We start from the raw sequence: 22819 nt of genomic DNA, 5'->3' as shown, positions 1-22819 counted from the left end.
ATCACGCCGTAGTTTGGAAAGCTGGATACGTGCTTGCAATCGTCTGCCCTGGACAGGGCTCCCAGACCCCCGGCTTTCTCGCCCCTTGGCTGGAACTGCCCCCCGTCGCAGGCCACTTGGCCGCCCTGAGCGAAATCGCAGGCATCGACCTCACCGCCCACGGCACCACCTCGGATGAAGAGACGATCAAGGACACCGCCGTGGCGCAGCCCCTGATCGTGGCCGCCGGGCTGGTGACCGCGCAGTCGCTGTTCGACGTCGAACTCGCCACTCTGCCGGTCATCCTCGCCGGCCACTCCGTCGGCGAAATCACGGCCTCCGCCCTGGCCGGCGTGCTGACGGAAACCGAAGCCATGACCTTCGTCCGGGAACGTGCCAACGGCATGGCAGCCGCCGCGGCGGCCACGCCCACCGGCATGAGCGCGGTGGTGGGCGGCGACCCCGCCGAGGTGCTGGCCGCGATCGAGGCCTGCGGTGCCACGGCTGCCAACGTCAACGGCGCGGGCCAGACCGTCGCCGCCGGAACCCTGGACCAGCTCAAGGCCCTCGCGGAAAACCCCCCGGCCAAGGCCCGGGTCATTCCGCTGAAAGTCGCCGGCGCGTTCCACACCTCGCACATGTCCCCCGCCGTCGCGGCGCTGCGGGCGCTCCGGCCCAAGCTGCACCCGCGGAACCCGCAGGTCCCCCTGCTCTCCAACTTCGACGGCGCGCAAGTCACCGACGGTGACACCGCCGTGGAGAGCCTGATTGCCCAGGTGTCCCGCCCGGTCCGCTGGGACCGATGCATGGAAACACTCGTCAAGCGTGGCGTGACCGGCGTCATTGAACTTGCCCCCGCCGGAACGCTGGCCGGCCTCGCCAAGCGCGGCATGCCGGGCGTGAAGACCGTCACCGTCAAGACCCCGGACGACCTGTCCGCCGCCCTGGCTCTATTCGCAGAACTGGAAGGACAGGCATGAGCGTTCCCACCTTGAAGCAGGCTCCCCTGCACGAGAACACCCGCGTTATGGGAGTCGGCGCGTACCGGCCGGACGTGATCGTCACCAACGATGACGTCTGCCAGTGGATCGATTCCTCCGACGAGTGGATCCGCCAGCGCACCGGCATCATCACCCGCCACCGCGCCCCCGCCGACGTCAGCGTCATCGACATGGCCGAAGGCGCTGCCCGCGAGGCCCTGCAAAAAGCCGGCATCGAGGCGTCCCAGCTCGGCGCCGTCATCGTCTCCACCGTGACGCACCCCTACGCGACCCCGTCCGCCGCAGCGAGCCTCGCCGACCGCCTCGGCGCGACACCGGCCCCGGCCTTTGACATCTCCGCCGCGTGCGCCGGGTACTGCTACGGCATTGCCCAGGCCGACGCGCTGGTCCGCTCCGGCGCTGCCAACTATGTCCTCGTGGTCGGCGCGGAAAAGCTGTCCGACGTCATCGACAACACCGAGCGCACCATTTCCTTCCTGCTCGGCGACGGCGCGGGCGCCGTCGTGATCGGCCCCTCCGACACGCCCGGCATCGGCCCGTCGGTGTGGGGCTCGGACGGCAGCAAGTGGGATGCGATCGGCATGACCCACTCCATGCTGGACCTCCGCGAGCTCGCCACCGCCGGCCGGCAGGGAGGCGCCCTGAGCGCCGAAGAAGCTGCCGTCACCGACGCGGCCGTCTGGCCCACGCTCCGCCAGGACGGCCAGACGGTCTTCCGCTGGGCAGTCTGGGAAATGGCCAAGGTGGCCCAGCAGGCACTGGACGTCGCCGGGATCACTGCCGAGGACCTCGCGGCCTTCATCCCGCACCAGGCGAACATGCGGATCATCGACGAGATGGCCAAGAAACTCAAGCTGCCGGAGCACGTCATCATTGCGCGGGACATCGCCGACGCCGGCAACACCTCCGCAGCCTCCATCCCCCTCGCCACCCACCGCCTGCTGCAGGAAAACCCGCAGCTCAGCGGCGGGCTTGCACTGCAGATCGGCTTCGGCGCCGGGCTGGTTTTCGGTGCCCAAGTGATCGTGCTTCCGTAGGAGTCCTTGCTCCCCCCAGCTTTCCCCCAGCCTTAAATCGCACCGCAAGCCGAACCCTCGGTTTGAATCATTTCCGTCCCGGGCTGCCGGCACCCCGGCAGCCCGGGACAACAACAGAAAAGGAGCCATCAATGGCGAGCAACGAAGAGATCCTGGCCGGCCTGGCTGAAATCGTCAACGAAGAGACCGGCCTGGCCACCGAGGCCGTCGAACTGGACAAGTCCTTCACCGAGGACCTGGACATCGACTCCATCTCAATGATGACCATCGTCGTCAACGCTGAAGAGAAGTTCGGCGTACGCATCCCGGACGAAGAGGTCAAGAACCTCAAGACCGTCGGCGACGCCGTCAGCTTCATCGCGAACGCACAGGCCTAGTTCAGGCCACGGCCGGTCCGGGGGCGCAACTGCACCCCCGGACCGCGCCAACTGCAGCATCATCCACTGCACCACCCCAGAGTTTTTCAAACGCGGGCCCCGGCAACCTCTCCCAGGTGCCGGACACGGCTGGCGCACCGACAGAGAGTGATCCCATGGCACGCAAAGTAGTCATTACCGGTCTGGGTGCCACCACACCCATTGGCGGCGATGTCCCCACGATGTGGAAGAATGCGCTCAAGGGCGTCTCCGGCGCGCACACGCTTGAAGATGACTGGGTGGCCAAGTACGAACTGCCCGTCCACTTTGCCGCACGCGCCACCACCCCCGCCACTGAGGTCCTGAGCCGGGTCGAGGCCAAGCGCATGGACCCCTCCACCCAGTTCGCCGTCGTCGCCTCCCGCGAGGCCTGGGCCGACTCCGGCATCACGGAAGTCGACCACGACCGCCTGGCCGTGGCCTTCGCCACCGGCATTGGCGGAGTCTGGACCCTCCTTGACGCCTGGGACACCCTGCGCGAAAAGGGCCCCCGCCGCGTCCTGCCGATGACCGTGCCCATGCTGATGCCCAACGGCCCCGCAGCAGCCGTCAGCCTGGACCTGGGCGCCCGCGCCGGCGCCCACACCCCCGTCTCCGCCTGCGCGTCCGGCACCGAAGCCGTGCACATGGGCCTGGACCTGATCCGCTCCGGCAAGGCCGACGTCGTCGTCTGCGGCGGCGCGGAAGCCGCCATCCACCCGATGCCGATCGCAGCGTTCGCCTCCATGCAGGCGCTCTCGCGCCGCAACGACGATCCCGAGCACGCCTCCCGCCCCTACGACCTCGACCGCGACGGCTTCGTCATGGGTGAAGGCGCCGGCGCCCTGGTGCTGGAGGCCGAGGAACACGCCCTGGCCCGCGGCGCCCGGATCTACGCCGAGCTGGCCGGCACCTCGGTCACCGCCGACGCGTACCACATCACGGCACCCGACCCCCAGGGCCTCGGCGCCACCCGGGCGTTGAAGGCCGCCATGTTCGACGGCCGGATCCAGCCTGAGGACGTGGTGCACGTCAACGCGCACGCCACCTCCACCCCCGTCGGCGACAAGCCCGAGTACGCGGCCCTCAAGGCCGCCCTGGGCAAGCAGCTGGACAGCGTGGCAGTCTCCGCCACCAAGTCGCAGATGGGGCACCTGCTGGGCGCTTCGGGTGCGGTGGAAGCCGTGCTGACCGTCATGGCCATCTACGACCGCAAGGCGCCGGTGACCATCAACCTCGAACACCAGGATCCGGAGATCCCGCTCGACGTCGTCACGACCGCCCGCGACCTGCCGTCCGGCAGCATCGCGGCGCTGAGCAATTCCTTCGGCTTCGGCGGCCACAACGCCGTGATAGCGGTGCGGAGCATCTAGCTCCGGACCGGATCCGGCGCTGTACGCCAAGATGGCGGCAATGTTCCTCGGGAACATTTGCCGCCATCTGTCGTCTGGGGCTGCTATGGGGCCTTTGCGGTGTCCCGGCTGCGGTGGGAGCTAGCCGACCTGATGGAGCCAGCGCACCGGGGCGCCTTCGGCAGCGTGCCGGAACGGCTCGAGTTCCTCGTCCCAGGCTTCGCCGAGGGCGAGGGAGAGCTCATGGTAGACCGCGGAGGGGTCGCCGGCGCCGGATTCGTAGGCGTAGCGGATGCGGTCTTCGGAGACCATGATGTTGCCGTGCACGTCCGTGGCGGCGTGGAAAATGCCAAGCTCGGGCGTGTGCGACCAGCGGCCGCCATCAACACCCTGGCTGGGCTCTTCGGTGACCTCGTAGCGCAGGTGCGCCCAGCCTCGGAGAGCGGACGCCAACTGCGCCCCCGTGCCCGGGTTTCCGGTCCACGACAGCTCGGCCCGGAACATTCCGGGCGCTGCTGGCTGAGCGGTCCACTCAAGATCCGTCCGCTTGTCCACAACAGAACCTATGGCCCACTCAACGTGGGGGCACAGGGCAGTTGGGGCCGAGTGAACGAACAACACACCGCGGGTTAGTGCAACAGACATTCCATCCTCCATAGCTGTAGGTACGTCTTCCCCAACGACCTCTGCCTGGATGTCTGTCTGTTGCGCGGGTCCGTAGTGAGCGGTGGTCCTTGCCAGACTATTAAGTTAATACCCGGTTTCCCCGTGGAACCTGATGCCAAAGGGCTTCAAGCGACACTTGAAAGTTGCCGGACGTGAATCTTATTCTGCCGTACCCCACCTAATTACGCCAGTGCAATTCGGCGCGTCTTTACCGGCGCGCCGCGCGGCGTCACGTATGGACTCTGCCGGGGTCCGGGGCGGCCGGATGCTGCGGGTTCAGGCCCTCGGATGGGCCTGCTGGTAGCTTTGCCGCAGCCTCTCGACGGAGACATGGGTGTAAATCTGGGTGGTGGCCAGGCTGCTGTGGCCCAGGATTTCCTGCACCGCGCGGAGGTCTGCCCCGCCGTCGAGCAGGTGCGTCGCGGCGGTGTGCCGCAGGGCATGGGGCCCGGTCGCGGCGGTGTCCCCCAGGGCCGCCAGCAGGTCGTGGACGACAGTGCGGACCTGCCGCTGGTCCACCCGCCGGCCGCGCGCACCGAGGAAGAGCGCCGGGCCGGAGGTGTCCGTGGCGAGGGAGGGCCGGCCCCGGCGCAGCCAGTCGTCGACGGCGAGCGCGGCGGGCAGGCCGTAGGGCACGGTGCGTTCCTTGTTGCCCTTGCCCAGCACCCGCAGGGTCCTGCGGTCGGGATCGAGGTCGTCCACGTCGAGGCCGGCCAGCTCGCCGACCCGGATGCCGGTGGCGTACAGCAGTTCAACCATGGCCCGGTCCCGCAGCGGCATGGTCCCGCCCTCGGCGGCTGCAGACTCAGCATCTTCCACGAGCCGAAGGACCTGCTGCTGGTGCAGCACTCCGGGCAGGGACTTTTCCCTTTTTGGTGCCTTCAGCCGCAGGGCGGGATCCGCCTGGATGAATTCCTCACGGACGGCCCAGGCGGTGAAGGCCCTGGCGGTGGCGGAGCGCCGGGCCAGGGTGGCGCGGGACATGCCCCCTTCGCTCTGGGCTCCGAGCCAGCGCCGCAGGGTGCCGAGCTCCAGCCCGGGGAGGTCGTCAACTCCTTCGGAGGCCGCATGCTCCAGGAGGCTGCGGACGTCGGAGAGGTAGGCGCGCACCGTGTGCGCCGAACGTCCCCGCTCCGCCTCCAAGTAGCGGCCGAAGCCCCGGGCTGCGGTGGCCAGGCCGGTCGGGAGCTGTTGGGTGGGCACTCCCCCACTCTTGCAGGATTCGCCCGGCGGTCAAGGATCCCTGCGGCGAGCCGCTGGTCTGCACGGTCCCTGCGGATGCGCGCCCGTCCAGCGTCGGGAACCCGGCCAGTACTTATCCTGCGCTGCCTGACCGCTTCCAGCCTCCACGCTGCGACTCTGCCAGACCCAGCAGCCCGAGCCGGCCCAGGCCCGCCCGCACCGAATCCGCGCTCAGTCCCGCGACAACGGTGAGCTTTTCCACCGAGGTGGTGGACCGCAGGGGCAGCGCATCCAGCAGAATGAGGTCCTCCAGGGTCAAGCCGTCCTGCACTGCCGCCCGGCCTGCCCTGGCCTCGGGCAGCGCTTCACCGCTGGGCGAGGCCAGCTCCGCAATCTCCGCCGCATCGGTGACGCAGACCGCCCCGCCTTCCCGGAGTAGCCGGTGGCAACCGGCGGAATTGGCGCTGTGCACAGAGCCGGGCACTGCGCCGACGGCCCTGCCCAGGGTTTCCGCGTGGTGCGCGGTGTTGAGCGCACCGGATCTCCATCTCGCCTCCACCACCACGGTGACCGATGCCAGCGCGGCGATCAGCCGGTTGCGCTGCAGGAATCTGTACCGCGTCGGCGCGGACCCGGGCGGGACCTCGGCCAGGACCGCGCCCTGGTTCGCGACTGCCCGGAGCAGATCCTCATTGCCGGACGGATAGAAACGGTCCACTCCCCCCGCCATTACGGCGATCGTGGGGATGCTGCCGGCGGAGCCGCCGGCGAGGGCAGCCCGGTGGGCGTGCGCATCGATCCCGTAGGCGCCGCCCGAGACGATCGTGAATCCGCGCTGGGCCAGCGAATATGCAAGGTCGCCGGTCACGGCGGAGCCGTAGGCGGTGCTGTCCCTGGAGCCGACGAGGGCAATCGATTTGCTGGCCGGGGGGAGCTGCTGCTCGACGCCGCGCCACCAAAGACAAATCGGCTCCTGCAGGCCGAGGTCGGCCAGCTGCCGGGGCCACAGGTCGTCCGAAGGAATAATCACCCGCCCGCCGAGCCGTTGCATGGTTGCGAGGTCCCGCGCCGGGGCAAGGTCCGGCACCCTCGGCGCCCAGCGCTTTCGGGCGACCGCCACGCCGCTCCAGCCGCTGCCCTGGCTGTTCTGGTCCAGCAGCCGGAACATCTCCCGTTCCATCTCCGCACCGGCGGCCAGCTCGCCGGTGGCGATCCGCAGTCCGTCCTCCGCCCCGGCGATATGCACGAGTGCGAGGCCTGCGGCGTCCTGCGGCTCGAACAGTCGGGACAACGCCGCCCGTGCGGTCCGTTCGCTCTCTGTCATGGTGCTGTTGTCCTTTCACTGGGTGGCGGTTGGTCGTGCCGCCGCAGTTCCCGCGGCGGCTTCGTGCGGCCCCCGGTCACGCGGCGGCCTGCCGAAGGCTAAGGGCCAGTCCGATATCGTCGGCCGCGGGGATATCCCGGTGTCCGAGGTCAGCCAGGGTCCAAGCCAGACGCAGCACGCGGTCGTAGCCGCGGGCCGTGAGCACCCCGCGTTCCATCGCGAGGTCCAGGATCCGGGTGGTGGGGGCGCCGAGCCGAAGGGCACCCCGTAGCAACCGGCCGGGCACCTGGGCGTTGGTCTCCATTCCGAACGGCAGCAGCCTCCCGAGCTGGCGCTGCCTCGCGGCGTGGACGCGGGCTGCGATGGTGGCGGTGTCCTCCTCGGCCCCCGGCCGGCCAAAGTCGGCCAGCGACACCCGCTCAAGCTGCAGCTGGATGTCGACCCGGTCCAGCAGCGGCCCCGAGAGCCGGGCCAGGTAGCGCCGGCGGATCGTCGGGGTGCAGATGCAGTCGATCCCCTTGCCGGTTGCTTTGCCGCAGGGACACGGGTTGGCCGCAAGAACCAGCTGGAAGCGGGCCGGGTAGGCTGCTGTTCCTGCCGAACGATGAAGCACCAGCTCGCCACTCTCCAGCGGCTGCCGCAGCGCGTCCAGCACCCGGCGTTCGTATTCGGGGGCCTCATCGAGGAACAGCACCCCGCGGTGCGCCCGCGAGGCGGCCCCGGGCCGCGGCAGCCCGGTGCCGCCCCCGATGATCGCGGCCGCCGTGGCGGTATGGTGCGGGCTCTCGTAGGGCGGCCTGCGCACGAGCTGAAGGGAAGCTGAGCCCAGTGCGCACAGCGAATGGATGGCGGTCACTTCCATGGCCTCGGCATCACCCAGGTCCGGCAGGAGCCCGGGCAGCCGTTCAGCCAGCATCGTTTTCCCCGCGCCCGGCGGCCCGGTCAGCAGCAGATGGTGGGCGCCGGCGGCGGCGACTTCGAGGGCTCTCCTGGCGTCCCCCTGCCCGGCGACGTCACGCATGTCCGGTGGTGCGCAGGAGTGCGTGTCAGCTCCGGCGTCAGGTTCACCAGGTTCTGGCTCGGGTTCAAAGTCGAGGGCGAGCCGCTGCGGATCGGCGCCGAAATCAAAGGCCAACCGGGCCAGTGTGGCGTAGCCCTGCACGCGGGCGCCGGGCACGAGTTCCGCCTCGGCGGCGTTTGCCTGCGCCACGACAACGTCCGAGTAGCCTGCGCGCACCGCGGCCATGACGGCGGGCAGGACTCCGCGGACCGGCCGCAGCCTGCCGTCCAGCCCCAGTTCCGCGATGAAGACGGTCCGGCCGGTGGACCGGACATCGCGGGAGGCCAGCAGGACGGCCATGGCGATGGCCAGGTCGAAGCCGGACCCCCGCTTGGGCAGCGACGCCGGGATGAGGTTGGCCGTGATCTTCCGGCGGCTCAAGGGGATTCCGGAGTTCTGGGCAGCGGAGCGGATCCGCTCTTTGGCCTCGTTAAGCGCCGCGTCGGGAAGTCCCAGGATGACAAATGCCGGCAGGGTCTGGCCGATGTCGGCCTCTACCTCCACGATGTAGCCGTTCAGCCCGACGAGGGCCACCGAGTAGGTCCGGCCCAGCGCCACCTACCCCACCCCTTTAAGGTGTTCCACGGCGGGGTCGCCGATGCCGTCGTCGAGGACGGCGATCACATCGATCCGGCGCAGCGGCATCCGGAGCTCATGGTCCCGGCACCAGGCATTGGCCAGCCGATGCAGCCGCGCCACCTTGTCCACGCCGACGGCTTCGAAAGGATGGCCGTAGGCGAGGGACCTGCGGGTCTTCACTTCGGCGATGACCAGGGTCTCGCCGTCGAGCGCGACAATGTCGATTTCACCCGCAGAACACCGCCAGTTCCGCGCCACGATCCGCATGCCCTGGGCTGTGAGATAACCGGCTGCGAGTTCCTCACCGCGCCGCCCCAGCACGTCTTTAGCTCTCATGGAACCAGCGTGCACCGCCGCGGGCGGGCATCCCAGAGCGTCAGTGCGCTATGTGGATAGCCGCTGCAAGGGCCGGGGTGTGGAGGAGGAGTGAGCCGCCGCCGCCCGGCTGCGCCGCGCTAGTTACCGTGAAATATCAGTTCCCCAGGTCGCCGACCTTGGGCAGGGCGAGTTCCTCGCTGCGCGGGAGCTCCTCGACGTTGACGTCCTTGAACGTGATCACGCGGACGCTCTTGACGAATCGGGCGGATCGGTAGACGTCCCAGACCCAGGCGTCCTGCAGCGTCAGGTCGAAGTAGACCTCGCCATCGGCGCTGCGGGCCTGCAGGTCAACGTGGTTGGCCAGATAGAAACGCCGTTCGGTCTCGACCACATAGCTGAACAGCCCGACAACGTCGCGGTATTCGCGGTAGAGCTGCAGCTCCATGTCGGTCTCATAGTTTTCAAGGTCCTCGGCACTCATGATTCCATCTTGCACCATCCGGCGGCGCCCGCGCGCCACGATGCCTCCCGCAGCACGTCCGGCCCGCCCGGTTGCATTGCCGGCAACCCGGCGCTGGCGTCAGTCTGCGAGCAGTTGCCAGCTCACCCGGTGGTAGGGCGTGGGTCCGGCGGCCCGGAGCGCGTCCTTGTGTGTGGCCGTGCCATAGCCCTTGTTCTCGTCCCAGCCGAAGGCTGGATATTCACGGTGCAGTTCGCGCATCATGCCGTCACGTTCCACCTTGGCCAGAATGGATGCCGCGGCCACGCTCAGGCACTGCATGTCCGCCTTGACCAGCGTGTGCACGGGCGCGTCGCAACCAGGCTCCGCCGGCCCGTCGTCGAACAGGGACGGCTGGGCCGCGGGCGAGAGCCAGTTGTGGCTGCCGTCCAGGAGCACGACGTCCGGGGTCACCCCGGCGGCGAGGACCGCGAGCCAGGCACGCGTGCCGGCAAGCCGGAGGGCGGCAATGATGCCGAGCGCGTCGATTTCGTTCGCCGAGGCATGCCCGACGGCGGACGCCACGCTCCAGCTTTGGACGAGCGGCACGAGACGTTCACGGTCCGACACCTTGAGCAGCTTGCTGTCGCGCACGTCCGCAAGCAGCTTCTGCTGGTAGAGATCCACGACGGCGATGCCCACGCTAACGGGCCCGGCGAGGGCGCCACGGCCCACTTCGTCGATGCCGGCGAGGAGCCGGGCGCCGGAGCTGCGGAAGCGTCGCTCGTAGTCAAGGGTGGGGGCGTCGGACATGTCTGGCTCCAGCTACTTTCCTGCCGGGGCAGGCACGTCGCGGAAGACGTCCGGGTAGTTGTCAAGGGCGGTGATGCGGTTAAGCGGCCAGGCAATGACCGCAGCCTTGCCTTCGATGTCGGCGATGTTCACGAAGCCGCCGTTGCTGTCCGCGTGGGAGCGCGAGTCGGCGGAGTGGTTCCGGTTATCGCCCATGACCCAGACCTTGCCCGCAGGGACCACTACGTCAAAATTCCGGACCTGGGGCACTTCGGCAGGGTTGATGTAGCTCTCGCTCAGCGGCGCGCCATTGACCATAAGCCTGCCGCCGGCATCACAGCAGACCACATGGTCCCCGGGCAGCCCGACGACGCGCTTGACGAGGTGCTGTTCCGAATTATCCGGCAGCAGGCCAATGAAAGTCAGTCCGTCCTGCACCCACGTGAACGGGCCGGATGCCTTCTCCGCCGCAGGGGCGAGCCAGCCCTCCGTGTCCCGGAACACCACGACATCGCCGTGCTGCAGGGCGAACGGCTCCGGGACCAGGAGGTTGACGAAGATCCGGTCATTCACGTCCAGGGTGTTGACCATGGACTCGGACGGGATATAGAAGGCCCGGAACAGGAAGGTCTTGATCAGGAAGGACAGCGCGATGGCGACGAGCACCACCGTGGCCACCTCTTTCACCCAGAGGAACAGCGGGCTGTGGCGCTCCCGGGACTTCGCCCGGCGCGCACGTTTCGATGTGGCTCCCGCATGGGACGGGCCGCCCGCAGCCGGGATGTCACGGTCCGGGGCCGAGCCCGCCGCAGCATCCTGCCCCCGAGCGTCCTGCGCCGGAGTTTCCCGCTCCCGAGTTTCCTGCGCCGGAGCAGGGGTTGGGTGCTCGGCGGCGGGGACCGCTGAGGCGGTAACCCTGGGCGGGTCCTGCTCCCGCGGATCAGGAGTCCGGGGTCCGGTCTCGGGCATCTACTGTCCGTTCTTCGCTGTTGTCGTGGCGGCCTCGGCGGGCCGTGCTACTGCTGTAAATCTATCAAGCGGCCAGATGATCTGGATGGGCCTGCCGACGACCCGCTCCAGCGGCACCATGCCGCCGCCAGGGGCCCCCAGGAGACTGCGGGAATCGGCCGACATGGACCGGTGGTCCCCCATCAGCCAGAGCCGCCCCGGGGGTACGGTCACGCTGAACTTCTGTTCGCTCGGCGCGTCGCCCGCATAGAGATAGGGTTCCGCAACTTGCTGGCCGTTGACTGTGAGTTTGCCGCCCGCGTCGCAGCAGGCCACGTGGTCACCGGGGAGCCCGATGACGCGTTTGATGTAGGTGTTCTCGCCGCCGGAGAGGCCGATCCAGTGCCCGACGCCGCCGAGAAAATCCAGAACCGGGCCCTGGCCGCTGTTCAGCGGGGCGAAGGAGCCGCGGCCGTCGAAGACGACGATGTCGCCGCGGCCCACCGGTTCGGCCTGGAAGTCCGTCCGGGACACGAGGATCCTGTCCCCCTCGCGGAAGAGGGGCTCCATCGAGGCGGAGGGGATGTAGTAGACGTCGAGCCACAGTGACCGGACCAGTCCGCTGATGATGACGGCAAGGACCACAGCCGGCAACACAAAACGCCAGCCGAGTTTCCTGGGCTGGCGTTTTGTGTGTTCCATGGTCCGTATCCTTATTGCGCTTTTCTGACGTGAACAGCGCTGTTGCGGATGCTCCGGCGCTGGCCGGACACGGTCCGTGGACCCGCGGTGGAAGCCTGAAAGGACTTACTTTGAGGGCTGGAAGTCGCGCTTTTCCTTGATCTTCGCGGCCTTGCCACGCAGGTTGCGCATGTAGTACAGCTTGGCGCGGCGCACGTCGCCCTTGGAGACGAGCTCGATCTTATCGATGATCGGGGAGTGCACCGGGAAGGTACGCTCCACGCCAACACCGAAGGAGACCTTGCGGATGGTGAAGGTTTCGCGCAGGCCGTCGCCGTGGCGGCCCAGGACGAAGCCCTGGAAGACCTGGACGCGGGAGTTCTTGCCTTCGATGATGTTCACGTGAACCTTGAGGGTGTCACCCGCGCGGAAGACGGGAACATCGGTGCGCAGCGACGCTGCATCTACGGAATCGAGGATATGCATTGATTCACTCCTGGTGAACGCCACAGGTCCTTCACGTTGGGTCACGGCGGCGAAGCCCAGGCGCAAATGCGGCCCGGAACGTCCCGTCGAAAATTTGTGAATCCGGCACTGCCAGGAATTGGCGGGGCCGGGGTGCCGCGCTGTTGGTGACGCTCCCCCTGTGGCAGGTTCGCACCCAGCAGGCACAAGGACCAATTTTGCCACATCCGGGGCTTTCCAGCCAATCCGCCCAGGCCAGTCCGCTCAGGCCGGTCCGCTCAGCCGGAATCGCCGCCGGCGGCGGCGCGGCGCACCAGGTGGCCGTCGACGACGTCGTACCCGAGGTCCGCGAAAGCGGTGCGGTCAGCGCGGGGCAGCTTGGCGGCGTCGAACGCCTCAAGCAGGTCCGGGCGGCGTTCGGCGGTGCGCCGGTACTGTTCGTGCCGGCGCCACTGGGCAATCTTGCCGTGGTTGCCGCTGAGCAGCACCGCAGGCACCTCGCGGTCCCGCCAGTTGGAGGGCTTGGTGTAGACGGGGTACTCCAGCAGCCCGTCGGCGTGTGATTCCTCCACGAGTGACTCCGGGTTGCCGACGACGCCAGGCAGGAGGCGGCCGATGGCCTCCACCATGGCCAGCACCGCCACTTCGCCGCCGTTGAGGACGTAGTCGCCAAGGCTCACGGGCCGGACCGTGAAGTGCCCGGCGGCCCATTCCATAACGCGTTCGTCGATGCCTTCGTAGCGGCCGCAGGCAAACACCAGCCGGTCCTCTTCGGCCAGTTCGTGGGCCGTGGCCTGGGTGAACCGCTCGCCCGCCGGTGAGGGCACGATCAAGACCGGCTTCGCAGCCCCCGCAGGACGGTCGGCCGCGACGGCTGCCAGCGCCTGCGCCCAGGGCTCGGGCTTCATGACCATGCCGGCGCCGCCGCCGTACGGGGTGTCATCGACGGTCCGGTGGCGGTCCGTGGTGAAGTCCCGGAGGTCGTGGACGTTCAGCTCCAGCAGGCCGTCCTGGCGGGCCTTGCCGATCAGCGAGAGTTCCAGCGGTGCCAGGTAGTCGGGGAAGATGCTGACGACGTCGATCCTCATCTAGGCGCTGTCCCCGGCGCCGGCGCGGCCTTCAGTGGTGTCGGTTCCCGCGGGCTTCGGCCCGTCCACCGGCTTCGGCTCCTCCTCGGACTTGGCCTCGTCCTCGGCGTTGACCTCGAAGAGGCCCGGAGGCGGGGTGACTAGGATGTAGCCGTCCCCGACGTTGACCTCGGGGACGATCTGTTCCACGAAGGGGATCAGGACTTCCTGGCCGTCCGTGGCGGTGACGACGAGCAGGTCCTGGACCGGGAGGGTGTGCAGGCCGGAGACCTTGCCGACCACCTGGTCGCCGACGCGGACTTCCAGGCCTTCGAGCTCGTGCTCGTACCAGCCCTCGTCGTCCTCATCGTCGTTGAGTTCTTCGGTTTCGACGAACAGCTTGGCGCCGCGGATGGCCTCCGCCTCGTTGCGCGTCTCAATTTCCTCGAAGGCGAGCAGCAGGATGTCCTTGTTCCAGCGTGCGCTGATGATGGTGAGCGGACCGGCCGAGGCCGGCTCCACCACGAACTGGGTCCCCGCGACGAAGCGGTCGCCGGGCGCGTCCGTGAGCACCTGGACGGTTACTTCGCCGCGGATGCCGTGGGGCTTGCCGATTCGTGCCACCTGAAGCTGCATCTGTTCCTCTGTTCGGGGTTGGTGATTCTGTGGATCTACTGGGGAAAGCAGTCCGGCCCCTCCACCATTATCTGGTGAAGGGGCCGGGCTCAAGACAAGTATTGCTGAAAGCGTTACCGGCGGCGGTCGGTGTCGACGACGTCGACCCTGACCGGCTCGCCGTCCGCCAGCGCTGCCACCACAGTGCGCAAGGCGCGTGCGGTGCGGCCCTGGCGGCCGATCACCCGTCCGAGGTCGTCCTGATGAACGCGCACTTCGAGGGTGTCCCCGCGGCGGTTGTTCTTCGCACTGACCTTGACATCCTCAGGACTGTCAACGATCCCCCGGACGAGGTGTTCGAGCGCTTCTGCCAGCAAGTTACTCAGCCTCGGTGGTCTCTGCTGCGGCGTCGGCGGGAGCCTCGGCAGCGTCATCCTTCTTGGCCTTCTTGGTGATGGCTTCCGGGATAATCACGGAACCCTTTTCCGGGGTCACAAAGGCAGCCTTGGGAGCCTTGGTCTTCAAGGTGCCCTCCTGGCCCGGGAGACCCTTGAACTTCTGCCAGTCACCGGTGATCTTGAGGATCGCGGCAACCTGCTCGGACGGCTGTGCGCCGACGCCGAGCCAGTACTGGGCACGGTCCGCGTCGACCTCAATGTACGAGGGCTCTTCGGTCGGGTGGTACTTGCCGATCTCTTCGATGGCACGGCCGTCACGCTTGGAGCGTGCGTCCATGACGACGATGCGGTAGTACGGTGCGCGCATCTTGCCAAAGCGCTTAAGGCGAATCTTTACGGCCACTTTTGTGGTCACTCCTGTTTCTGAAACGGGGTCGAGCCCGGCGTTCTGCACCCGTGGGGCGGGCCGTACTAGGGGGTTCTAAAAGGACAGGATCCAGACGCGGAGAGAGGGGCCACGCAGATCGAGTACCTGTTTATTGTGCCAGATCAGCGGCGGGATTTCGACTTGACACCCCCTGGCCCCATATTTCCCGGCGCAAGGTGGCTCAGGAAGTCCAGACGTAGAGGCCGGATCTGCTGGCGGGGTCCACGCCGGCGGCGAGCTCGGCGAGCTGCCGGACGTACCGGGCGGCCTGCTCCACACCGAAGGGCATGTCCTCCTCGGCGGCCCAGCTTTCGGCGACATCAGCCAGGACGTCGCCTTCCCCTTCGGTCTCATAGCTGAGCAGCTCGGCCAGGGCACGGACCATCGCGGGCGGGACGCCCAGGAGGGAGTCGCTGGCGACATCCACCATGGCCAGCTCGTAGTCGGCGCCCGCAGCGTGGACGGCAGTTCCGGCCAGGTCGCCCAGGCGCTCAACTTCGAAGTCGCTGATATCCGCAATCCGGACGGCCCCGGGGGCCGCGGCAGCGCCGCCGTCGAGGGCTGCGGCACGCTTAAGGGCTTCATCGTGGGTGGAGACAAAGATTTCGGTGAATCCCATGGAGCTCGTCCTTTTGTGTCTGGCGGCGCTGGTCCGCTGTTTTCTGCGTCGCTTCAGCCTAGCCGCTTGCGCCCGGCCGCGCCCCGGCTGGACATGCCCTCCCCTGATCGCGACCAGTGGACATAAAGCCACTATGTCCACTCCTGGCCTCGGCCGGCGGACATGCTCCGCGGTCCTGCCAGCGGGAAGTGGACATGCCCTCCGCCGATCCCGGCAGCACCCCGCCTCACTCACCCCAGCCCGCTGGACATGCCCTCCCCTGACCGGCACGAGTGGACATATGGCCATTATGTCCAGTCGCTGCCGCCCGCACTGGGCATGTCCCCGGGTCCCAGCCGGGGGATTCCAGCGGGGCGGGCGCCGGGGACGGCCGGTTGGGCGCCGGGGACGGCTGGTGTTCAGCGGACGGCGACGCGGATCCGGTTGCGCCACGGGTCCTCGAAGCGCAGTTCGGCTCCGGTGTGGTGGGACTGGACTCCGGCGGTCCTGAGGCGGTCGGCGAGGGCGCCGATGTCGTCTCCGGCCGGCACTTCGATCAGCACCTCGCCAAGTCCCAGGGTGTCGCGGCGCGGGCCGGCGCCGCGGCTGTTCCAGACGTTCATGGCCATGTGGTGGTGGTAGCCGCCGGCCGAGACGAACAGGGCCTGGCCGTGCCAGCCCGCGGTCTTCTCGAAGCCGAGGGTTCCGACATAGAAGTCCCGGGCGGACTGGACGTCGCCGACCTGGAGGTGGACGTGGCCGACGCCGGCCTCGGCCTCGCGCTGCCCGCTGACGGATTCCTCGGTCAGGAACTGTTCGAGGTAGCGCTGCGGCGGCAGCGCCAGGCTGTCCATGACCACGTTGGTGCCGTCCCAGGACCAGGCGTCGCGGGGACGGTCCCAGTAGAGTTCGATGCCGTTGCCCTCGGGATCGTTGAAGTAGAACGCTTCGCTGACGAGGTGGTCGGCGCTGCCGGTGAAGGACTGCGGTTCGTACTGCGCCGCGCTGGCGACAGTGGCGGCGAGGGAGGACTGGTCACCGAAGAGCAGCGCCGTGTGGAAGAGGCCGGCCTCGCCGCGGGACGGCACGCTCAGCCCCGGCGCCGGCGCAAGGTGGACCAGCGGCTTCTGCCGGCGCCCGAGGTAGAGCCCGCCGTCCTGCTCCGCCACGATGTCGAGGCCGAGTGCGCGCTGGTAGTAGTCCGTCATGACCTTCATGTCGCCGACCTTGAGCATCACGGTGCCCATGGTGAGTTCGGCGGGAAGTAGATCCCGGGTGCTGGTTTCTGCAGTCATGTGATCGCTCCGGGGCTTGGCGGCCACCGCCCTTCGATGACCTCATACAGGGTAAATTACTTGAAGCTTCAATTTATTCCTAATGGAGAAGGAGTGTTCCTACCGGACCAGTTCCCCGCGCAGCACGATGTTCTGCGGCTCCCGCAGGGTGGCCAGGTTGCGGCGCGGATCCTCGGCGCAGACCAGCACGTCGGCGCTGGCACCGTCGGTGATGCCGGCGGCCCCCAACCAGGCCCGGGCAGCCCAGGATCCGGCGTCGAGGGCCGCCGTCGCAGGAAGTCCGGCGGCGTGCAGCGCCTGGAGTTCGTCGACGATGCGCCCGTGCCTGATGACGCTGCCGGCGTCCGTCCCGGCGTAGATGGTGACTCCGGCTTCGAAGGCCGCCAGGACACGTTCCGCCCGGCCCTCCCAGAGAGAGCGCATGTGCGCCGCGTAGCGGGGGAACTTCGCTTCCGCCTGCGCGGCGATGCCGGGGAACGTGGCGATGTTGATGAGCGTGGGGACGATCGGAACACCCTGTTCGACGAAACGCGCCAGATGCCGCGGGAGCAGGCCGGTCGCGTGCTCGATGCAGTCGACGCCGGCGTCGAGCATGTCGTCCAGGGTGTCTTCGGCGAAGCAGTGCGCCGTGACCCGGGCGCCTTCGTCGTGGGCGGCCTCGATGGCACCTTTCAGCACCCCGGCGGGGAAGCTAGCGGCGAGGTCGCCGGCGTCCCGGTCGATCCAGTCCCCCACGAGTTTGACCCAGCCGTCACCGGCCCGCGCCTGCTTGCGCACGGCCTCCACCAGATCCTCCGGCTCCACCTCGACGGCGAACCCGCGGAGGTACCGCCGGGTCCGGGCGATATGCCGGCCCGAGCGGATGATGCGGGGCAGGTCCGCGCGGTGCTGGATCCAGCGGGTGTCGTGGACAGCACCGGCATCGCGGACAAGGAGGGTTCCGGCGTCGCGGTCGGTCATGGCTTGTTCTTCCGCCAGCTCCTCCGGGACGTCCCCGCCGGGGCCAAGCCCGATGTGGCAGTGCGCGTCGACCAGCCCGGGGATGACCCAGCCGTCCAGGACGTGGTCCGGGGCAGCGGCGGGCCGCTGGAAGGTCAGAACGCCGCCGACGGACCACAATCCGCGGTGCTCCCTGTCGGGTCCGGTGAGGACGGTGCCGGTGAACTCGATGATGCTGGTCATGGCTTAAAGCCTAATCCGCATCGCGAGCCGCCGGCCCAGCTCATCCAGCCCCAGCTCCGCTTCGTGGGACCGCACGGCGGCCAGCGCGGGCCCGGGGTCGGCGAGTTCCTCGAAGCCACAGCTCGCGTAAAACGGCGCATTGAACGGAATCCCCGCGAAGGTGCAAAGCGTCATCGACTGATAGCCACGGTCCCGGGCCTCGCCGATGGCGGCCTCCACCAGCGACCTTCCGAGCCCGCGCCTGGCAGCGTCGGGATGCACGGAGAGTTGTTCCAGGTGGGGCTGGCCGCCGACCTCATCGACGCGGGCAAACCCCACGGGCGGGCTTCCGGCGACCAGGATGAAGAGCGGAACACCCGTCGCCGGCAGCTCCGGGAGCCCCTGGTGCCCCAGCTCCGCTTCAAGGAGGCGGTCAGCCGCCGCTTCAACAGCCGGCAGGGCCGCGAGGTCTTCCGGCGCCGCCTCCCTGATGCGGGGCACGGCCCTGGACTGCGTCACGATGCCACGGTAACACCGGGCCGTGACGGCCGCCGTCACACTCGACAGCCGCCCGGGCGGGACGTGGTAGCTTCGTCTACGACCACACGGGTGCCCTTGCAGGGGCTGAGATCGGGCTGACGCAGCCTGCGACCGTTGAACCTGTCCGGGTAATGCCGGCGAAGGAAGTGAGTATTTCCGTGAACACACCATTGACGCAGCACAGCCCTGTCCAAAACCTGTCAGCCGGCAGGCTGACGGGCCAGATTGAGCCGGCCGCCCCTACGCGGTCGCTGGAGTCCCATTCCCTGGCGTTTGACCAGGACACGGAACACGGCATCCGCGTCCCGGTGACCGAAATCGCCCTGGCGGGCTCCCCCGACGGTACCGGGAACCCCCCGTTCCGGGTGTACCGCACGGCCGGCCCCGGCAGCGATCCGGTCCGCGGGCTGGAGCCGTTCCGGGCGCCCTGGATTGAAGCCCGGGAGGACACCGAAACTTACGCCGGCCGGGAACGGGCGCTGCTCGACGACGGCAAGTCCGCCGTGCGCCGGGGCGCGGCGTCCGCGGAGTGGAGGGGTGAGCGGCCGGTGCCGCGGCGCGCGGTCGACGGCCGGACGGTCACGCAGATGCGCTACGCACGGGACGGGGTCATCACCCAGGAGATGCGGTTCGTGGCGCTGCGGGAAAACTGCGATGTGGAGCTGGTGCGCAGCGAGGTCGCGGCGGGCCGCGCCATTATCCCCAGCAATGTCAACCACCCCGAATCCGAGCCGATGATCATCGGTAAAGCGTTCCTGGTGAAAATCAACGCCAACATCGGCAACTCCGCGGTGACCAGCTCCATCGCCGAGGAAGTCGACAAACTCCAGTGGGCCACGCAGTGGGGTGCGGACACGGTGATGGACCTCTCCACCGGGGACGACATCCACACCACGCGCGAATGGATCCTCCGCAACTCCCCTGTCCCCATCGGCACGGTCCCCATCTACCAGGCGCTGGAGAAGGTCAACGGCGAGGCGAACGCCCTGACCTGGGAGATCTTCCGGGACACCGTGATTGAACAGTGCGAGCAGGGGGTGGACTACATGACCATCCACGCCGGGGTGCTGCTGCGCTACGTGCCGCTGACCGCGGACCGGGTCACCGGCATCGTGTCCCGCGGCGGAGCCATTATGGCCGGCTGGTGCCTGGCCCACCATCAGGAGAACTTCCTCTACACCCACTTCGATGAGCTCTGCGAAATCTTCGCCCGCTACGACGTCGCGTTCTCGCTCGGTGACGGCCTGCGGCCCGGTGCGACCGCAGACGCCAACGACGCGGCGCAGTTCGCCGAACTGGACACCCTGGCCGAGCTCACGCAGCGGGCCTGGGAGTTCGATGTGCAGGTCATGGTGGAGGGCCCGGGACATGTGCCGTTCCACCTCGTCCGGGAAAACGTGGAGCGCCAGCAGGAACTCTGCAAGGGCGCCCCGTTCTACACGCTCGGGCCGCTGGTGACCGATATTGCTCCGGGCTATGACCACATCACCTCCGCAATCGGCGCCACCGAGATCGCCCGCTACGGCACCGCCATGCTTTGCTACGTCACCCCTAAGGAACACCTCGGCCTGCCCAACAAGGACGATGTGAAGACCGGCGTCATCACCTACAAAATCGCGGCCCATGCCGCCGATCTCGCAAAGGGACATCCGGGAGCGCACGAACGCGACGACGCTTTGTCCAAGGCACGGTTTGAGTTCCGCTGGCGGGACCAGTTCGCGCTGTCCCTGGACCCCGTGACGGCCGAGGCGTTCCACGACGAGACGCTGCCCGCGGAGCCGGCCAAGACGGCCCATTTCTGCTCGATGTGCGGTCCCAAGTTCTGCTCCATGCGGATCAGCCAGGACATCCGCGATGAGTACGGGTCCGCGGACTCACAGGCCGCGCGGGCCGAACTGGCCGCCGGGATGCGGGCGAAGAGCACCGAGTTCCTGGCCTCAGGCGGCAAGGTCTACCTGCCGGCGCCTGCCGTGGGCGGCCCCGCACCCCGCTAAGAGGGCGGACCGCACCGGGCGGAGCAGGGCGCCCCGCCCCGCTTAGGAGGCGTGGGCGTGCTGCTGACGGCCGACGTCGGCGATGAACGCCCGGATGAGCCGGTTGCCCTCTGCTGAATCCTGGGGCCGGTGCCCGCCCGCCGCGGTGCGGTGCAGGGCGCCGGTCTCACGCAGGTAGCCTGCGATCTCCTCATACAGCGGCTCCCAGCCGCCGGTCAGGACCAGCGTCGGGACGCCAGGGACGATCTGCAGCGGGGCTTCCCAGGGCGGAGCCTGCAGCCGCAGGCGGCGCGCCTCCCGCTGGTCCTCCGGACTGGGCGCACCCAGGGTCGCTTGCGCCGGGGTATGGGCCGCGAACACCCGACGCACGAACTCGCGGTGGAAATCCTCATCGCTCAGGTGGTGGCGGACTTCGAAGAGCGGCTGCATCAAGGCGCGGTGCGCGGCTGTCGCCGGCTGGTCCGCGGTGAGCGAGAGGCAGGCCGGTTCCACGAGGGTCAGGGAGTGCACCAGGTCCGGCCGTTCCACGGCGGCCATCATGGCGGAGATGGCCCCTTGCGAATGGGCCACGACGTGCCCGCCGGCCCGGCTGCGGCCGTCGTCGGACAGGGCGCGGAGGACAATGGCGGCGTCGGCAGCGAAGTCCGTCTCCAGCGGCTCGGCGACGGGGTCATAACCGTGGCGGCGCAGGAACAGCGCGTCGTAGTTCAGCGCCATTCCGTGCTGTTTCGGCCACGCGGCAGCGCCGAAGCTGCCGGCTCCGTGGACGAATACTACGCGCTGCTTGTACATGGTCTAACCCTATGACACCGGCCCGGCAACGGGCCGCCGACATTTCGGCTGAAGGGCCCTATTTGCCGCCGCCGAGGAACTTGTCGAAGCCCTTGGGCAGGTTCAGCTGGGACGGATCGAAGTCGCCGCCCTGCTGCCCGAAGGCGGCACCGGTGGGAAGGGCCTTGGCGCCTTCGGCCCGGCGGGCCTGGGCGTCCTTGAGCTCCTGCGCGGCCCTGGCCGGGTTGCCGGAGCGGGCCTTCTTCTTGGGTGCGCTCTTGGCGCCCTTGCGGGCCCCTGCGCCGCCCATGCCGGGCATTCCCGGCATTCCGGGCATGCCTCCGCCGGCGGCCATCTTCTTCATCATCTTCTGGGCCTGGGCAAAACGTTCCAGCAGGCCGTTGACCTCGGAGACATGCACACCGGAGCCGCGGGCAATCCGGGCCCGGCGGGAACCGTTGATGATTTTGGGGGCGACGCGTTCATGCGGGGTCATGGAACGCACGATCGCCTCGACGCGGTCAATTTCACGCTCGTCGAACTGCTCGAGCTGCTGCCGGATGTTCTGCGCTCCGGGCATCATCATGAGCATCTTCTTCATGGAACCCATGTTGCGGATCTGCTGCATCTGGGAGAGGAAGTCCTCCAGCGTGAAGTCTTCCTGGTCGGCGAATTTCTTCGCCATCCGGGCAGCCTCGTCCTTGTCCCAGGACTTCTCCGCCTGCTCGATCAGGGTGAGCACGTCACCGAGGTCGAGGATGCGTGAGGCCATGCGGTCCGGGTGGAAGAGTTCGAAGTCGTCCAGGCCTTCGCCGGTGGACGCGAACATCACGGGTTTGCCGGTGACGGAGGAGACGGAGAGCGCGGCGCCGCCGCGGGCATCGCCGTCGAGCTTGGAGAGCACGATGCCGGTGAAGTTGACGCCTTCGTCGAAGGCCATGGCCGTGTTGACGGCGTCCTGGCCGATCATGGCGTCCACCACGAACAGCACTTCGTTCGGAACGATGGCGCGGCGGATCTGGCGTGCCTGTTCCATCATCTCGGCGTCCACGCCGGTCCGGCCGGCGGTGTCGACGATGACGACGTCGTGCAGCGTGCGGCGGGCTTCCTCGACGCCGGCGCGGGCGACCGCGACCGGGTCGCCGGCCGGGTGGTCCAGTTCGGTGGAGGTGGCGCCCGGGTGCGGGGCGAAGACGGGTGCGCCGGCGCGCTGGCCGACGACCTGGAGCTGGGTCACGGCATTGGGACGCTGCAGGTCGCAGGCCACCAGCATGGGGCTGTGGCCCTGCGCCTTGAGGTACTTGGAGAGCTTGCCCGCCAGGGTCGTTTTGCCGGCGCCCTGAAGGCCGGCGAGCATGATGATGGTGGGCCCGGTCTTGGCAAGCCGGATCCGGCGGGTCTCGCCGCCGAGGATCTCCACGAGCTCCTCGTTGACGATCTTCACGATCTGCTGGCCCGGGTTCAGTGCGGCGGAGACCTCGGCGCCGAGGGCACGCTCGCGCACGCGCCCGGTGAATTCGCGGACGACGGACACGGCCACATCGGCGTCCAGGAGGGCACGCCGGATTTCGCGGACCGTGGCATCAACATCCGCCTCGGTCAGGCGGCCCTTGCCACGGAGATTCTTGAAGGTTGCTGTCAACCGGTCAGAGAGTGAATTGAACACGCGCCGTGCACTTCTTTCAGTGGATCTGCGGATGGCGGCCGGTCCGGCACGCCAGCGTCGCGACTGATG

Annotated in this window: 25 protein-coding genes and 1 riboswitch; of the genes, 5 read left to right on the top strand and 20 right to left on the bottom strand. The window is 68.4% G+C overall.

Translation table 11 applies throughout. The features are described 5' to 3' along the window. Window positions 1-29 precede the first annotated feature (29 nt). The 4 genes from AC1MFL_RS16750 to fabF all read left to right on the top strand — a co-directional run bounded on the left by AC1MFL_RS16750 (window position 30) and on the right by fabF (window position 3785). Entirely contained in the window at window positions 30-959 is a 930-nt protein-coding gene (locus AC1MFL_RS16750; RefSeq protein WP_479811261.1) for an ACP S-malonyltransferase, read from the top strand. Next, window positions 956-2017: a beta-ketoacyl-ACP synthase III gene (locus AC1MFL_RS16745; protein WP_479811259.1), complete on the top strand. Its 1062-nt coding sequence runs from the start codon at window positions 956-958 to the stop codon at window positions 2015-2017. The genes AC1MFL_RS16750 and AC1MFL_RS16745 overlap by 4 nt, the downstream gene beginning before the upstream one ends. A gap of 131 nt (window positions 2018-2148) precedes the next feature. Further along, a complete protein-coding gene (locus AC1MFL_RS16740) occupies window positions 2149-2394 on the top strand; it encodes an acyl carrier protein (RefSeq protein WP_011692310.1) in 246 nt (81 codons plus the stop codon). Between the two features lie 155 nt (window positions 2395-2549). Continuing rightward, window positions 2550-3785, top strand: a complete 1236-nt coding sequence (gene fabF, locus AC1MFL_RS16735; protein ID WP_301227482.1) for a beta-ketoacyl-ACP synthase II — start codon at window positions 2550-2552, stop codon at window positions 3783-3785. A 120-nt stretch (window positions 3786-3905) separates the two neighbouring features. On the opposite strand, the gene AC1MFL_RS16730 is transcribed toward fabF, so the two are convergent. The 18 genes from AC1MFL_RS16730 to AC1MFL_RS16645 all read right to left on the bottom strand — a co-directional run bounded on the left by AC1MFL_RS16730 (window position 3906) and on the right by AC1MFL_RS16645 (window position 18298). Next, window positions 3906-4409 carry a DUF3145 domain-containing protein gene (locus AC1MFL_RS16730; RefSeq protein WP_024368243.1) on the bottom strand — a complete coding sequence of 168 codons (504 nt, stop codon included), beginning with the start codon at window positions 4407-4409 and terminating at the stop codon, window positions 3906-3908. 297 nt (window positions 4410-4706) lie between these two features. Then, the gene (locus AC1MFL_RS16725) at window positions 4707-5633 is read right to left on the bottom strand and encodes a tyrosine recombinase XerC (protein ID WP_479811257.1); all 927 of its coding nucleotides are present in this window, start codon (window positions 5631-5633) and stop codon (window positions 4707-4709) included. Window positions 5634-5745: 112 nt separating this feature from the next. Then, complete coding sequence (gene dprA, locus AC1MFL_RS16720) at window positions 5746-6936, bottom strand: DNA-processing protein DprA (RefSeq protein WP_479811255.1); 1191 nt, start codon at window positions 6934-6936, stop codon at window positions 5746-5748. 76 nt (window positions 6937-7012) lie between these two features. After that, window positions 7013-8554, bottom strand: coding sequence for a YifB family Mg chelatase-like AAA ATPase (locus tag AC1MFL_RS16715; RefSeq protein WP_479811253.1), 1542 nt, complete (start codon window positions 8552-8554; stop codon window positions 7013-7015). Continuing rightward, entirely contained in the window at window positions 8555-8911 is a 357-nt protein-coding gene (locus AC1MFL_RS16710; protein ID WP_479811251.1) for a YraN family protein, read from the bottom strand. A gap of 136 nt (window positions 8912-9047) precedes the next feature. Beyond that, window positions 9048-9374: a DUF2469 domain-containing protein gene (locus AC1MFL_RS16705; RefSeq protein WP_226761804.1), complete on the bottom strand. Its 327-nt coding sequence runs from the start codon at window positions 9372-9374 to the stop codon at window positions 9048-9050. Between the two features lie 99 nt (window positions 9375-9473). Next, the gene (locus AC1MFL_RS16700) at window positions 9474-10145 is read right to left on the bottom strand and encodes a ribonuclease HII (protein ID WP_479811249.1); all 672 of its coding nucleotides are present in this window, start codon (window positions 10143-10145) and stop codon (window positions 9474-9476) included. 12 nt (window positions 10146-10157) lie between these two features. Next, window positions 10158-11093 (bottom strand): signal peptidase I, encoded by a 936-nt coding sequence (gene lepB / locus AC1MFL_RS16695; RefSeq protein ID WP_479811247.1) that lies wholly within the window; start codon window positions 11091-11093, stop codon window positions 10158-10160. Then, window positions 11094-11774, bottom strand: coding sequence for a signal peptidase I (gene lepB, locus AC1MFL_RS16690; RefSeq protein WP_479811245.1), 681 nt, complete (start codon window positions 11772-11774; stop codon window positions 11094-11096). A 105-nt stretch (window positions 11775-11879) separates the two neighbouring features. Beyond that, window positions 11880-12239 (bottom strand): 50S ribosomal protein L19, encoded by a 360-nt coding sequence (rplS, locus tag AC1MFL_RS16685; protein WP_301227500.1) that lies wholly within the window; start codon window positions 12237-12239, stop codon window positions 11880-11882. Between the two features lie 257 nt (window positions 12240-12496). Beyond that, on the bottom strand, window positions 12497-13306 hold the full coding sequence (trmD, locus tag AC1MFL_RS16680; RefSeq protein WP_479811242.1) for a tRNA (guanosine(37)-N1)-methyltransferase TrmD: 810 nt from the start codon (window positions 13304-13306) through the stop codon (window positions 12497-12499). Continuing rightward, window positions 13307-13921: a ribosome maturation factor RimM gene (gene rimM / locus AC1MFL_RS16675; RefSeq protein ID WP_479811240.1), complete on the bottom strand. Its 615-nt coding sequence runs from the start codon at window positions 13919-13921 to the stop codon at window positions 13307-13309. It abuts the gene before it with no gap. A gap of 113 nt (window positions 13922-14034) precedes the next feature. Further along, window positions 14035-14277, bottom strand: coding sequence for an RNA-binding protein (locus AC1MFL_RS16670; RefSeq protein ID WP_056426755.1), 243 nt, complete (start codon window positions 14275-14277; stop codon window positions 14035-14037). A gap of 1 nt (window position 14278) precedes the next feature. Continuing rightward, on the bottom strand, window positions 14279-14701 hold the full coding sequence (gene rpsP, locus AC1MFL_RS16665) for a 30S ribosomal protein S16 (RefSeq protein WP_463962816.1): 423 nt from the start codon (window positions 14699-14701) through the stop codon (window positions 14279-14281). Window positions 14702-14906: 205 nt separating this feature from the next. After that, window positions 14907-15344, bottom strand: coding sequence for a hypothetical protein (locus AC1MFL_RS16660; protein ID WP_479811238.1), 438 nt, complete (start codon window positions 15342-15344; stop codon window positions 14907-14909). A gap of 398 nt (window positions 15345-15742) precedes the next feature. Continuing rightward, complete coding sequence (locus AC1MFL_RS16655; RefSeq protein ID WP_479811236.1) at window positions 15743-16618, bottom strand: VOC family protein; 876 nt, start codon at window positions 16616-16618, stop codon at window positions 15743-15745. 99 nt (window positions 16619-16717) lie between these two features. Then, window positions 16718-17800 carry an amidohydrolase family protein gene (locus AC1MFL_RS16650; RefSeq protein ID WP_479811234.1) on the bottom strand — a complete coding sequence of 361 codons (1083 nt, stop codon included), beginning with the start codon at window positions 17798-17800 and terminating at the stop codon, window positions 16718-16720. Window positions 17801-17803: 3 nt separating this feature from the next. Next, window positions 17804-18298, bottom strand: coding sequence for a GNAT family N-acetyltransferase (locus tag AC1MFL_RS16645; protein WP_479811232.1), 495 nt, complete (start codon window positions 18296-18298; stop codon window positions 17804-17806). A 76-nt stretch (window positions 18299-18374) separates the two neighbouring features. Continuing rightward, a riboswitch (TPP riboswitch) is annotated at window positions 18375-18482 on the top strand. On the opposite strand from AC1MFL_RS16645, the gene thiC reads away from it, so the two are divergent. Beyond that, window positions 18478-20313, top strand: coding sequence for a phosphomethylpyrimidine synthase ThiC (gene thiC, locus AC1MFL_RS16640; protein WP_479811230.1), 1836 nt, complete (start codon window positions 18478-18480; stop codon window positions 20311-20313). Its footprint overlaps the riboswitch before it by 5 nt. Before the next feature lie 42 nt (window positions 20314-20355). Here thiC and AC1MFL_RS16635 read toward each other — a convergent pair whose 3' ends face one another. After that, window positions 20356-21105, bottom strand: a complete 750-nt coding sequence (locus tag AC1MFL_RS16635) for an alpha/beta hydrolase (protein WP_301227520.1) — start codon at window positions 21103-21105, stop codon at window positions 20356-20358. 58 nt (window positions 21106-21163) lie between these two features. Continuing rightward, window positions 21164-22750, bottom strand: a complete 1587-nt coding sequence (gene ffh, locus AC1MFL_RS16630) for a signal recognition particle protein (RefSeq protein WP_479811228.1) — start codon at window positions 22748-22750, stop codon at window positions 21164-21166. Between the last annotated feature and the right edge of the window lie 69 nt (window positions 22751-22819).

The sequence above is a fragment of the Arthrobacter sp. BG3 genome, assembly GCF_056680185.1.
The sequence above is the reverse complement of the archived record's forward strand: the minus strand, read 5'-3'. Positions and strand labels throughout refer to the sequence as shown.

Coding starts and splice junctions, on each gene's coding strand:
- lepB (WP_479811247.1), bottom strand. CDS start 11,093: ATGCCCGAGACCGGACCCCGGACTCCTGATCCGCGGGAGCAGGACCCG.
- AC1MFL_RS16740 (WP_011692310.1), top strand. CDS start 2,149: ATGGCGAGCAACGAAGAGATCCTGGCCGGCCTGGCTGAAATCGTCAAC.
- rimM (WP_479811240.1), bottom strand. CDS start 13,921: ATGCAGCTTCAGGTGGCACGAATCGGCAAGCCCCACGGCATCCGCGGC.
- fabF (WP_301227482.1), top strand. CDS start 2,550: ATGGCACGCAAAGTAGTCATTACCGGTCTGGGTGCCACCACACCCATT.
- AC1MFL_RS16745 (WP_479811259.1), top strand. CDS start 956: ATGAGCGTTCCCACCTTGAAGCAGGCTCCCCTGCACGAGAACACCCGC.
- AC1MFL_RS16700 (WP_479811249.1), bottom strand. CDS start 10,145: ATGTCCGACGCCCCCACCCTTGACTACGAGCGACGCTTCCGCAGCTCC.
- AC1MFL_RS16710 (WP_479811251.1), bottom strand. CDS start 8,911: ATGAGAGCTAAAGACGTGCTGGGGCGGCGCGGTGAGGAACTCGCAGCC.
- AC1MFL_RS16650 (WP_479811234.1), bottom strand. CDS start 17,800: ATGACCAGCATCATCGAGTTCACCGGCACCGTCCTCACCGGACCCGAC.
- AC1MFL_RS16635 (WP_301227520.1), bottom strand. CDS start 21,105: ATGTACAAGCAGCGCGTAGTATTCGTCCACGGAGCCGGCAGCTTCGGC.
- AC1MFL_RS16660 (WP_479811238.1), bottom strand. CDS start 15,344: ATGGGATTCACCGAAATCTTTGTCTCCACCCACGATGAAGCCCTTAAG.
- trmD (WP_479811242.1), bottom strand. CDS start 13,306: ATGAGGATCGACGTCGTCAGCATCTTCCCCGACTACCTGGCACCGCTG.
- AC1MFL_RS16730 (WP_024368243.1), bottom strand. CDS start 4,409: ATGTCTGTTGCACTAACCCGCGGTGTGTTGTTCGTTCACTCGGCCCCA.
- AC1MFL_RS16705 (WP_226761804.1), bottom strand. CDS start 9,374: ATGAGTGCCGAGGACCTTGAAAACTATGAGACCGACATGGAGCTGCAG.
- AC1MFL_RS16655 (WP_479811236.1), bottom strand. CDS start 16,618: ATGACTGCAGAAACCAGCACCCGGGATCTACTTCCCGCCGAACTCACC.
- lepB (WP_479811245.1), bottom strand. CDS start 11,774: ATGGAACACACAAAACGCCAGCCCAGGAAACTCGGCTGGCGTTTTGTG.
- rplS (WP_301227500.1), bottom strand. CDS start 12,239: ATGCATATCCTCGATTCCGTAGATGCAGCGTCGCTGCGCACCGATGTT.
- dprA (WP_479811255.1), bottom strand. CDS start 6,936: ATGACAGAGAGCGAACGGACCGCACGGGCGGCGTTGTCCCGACTGTTC.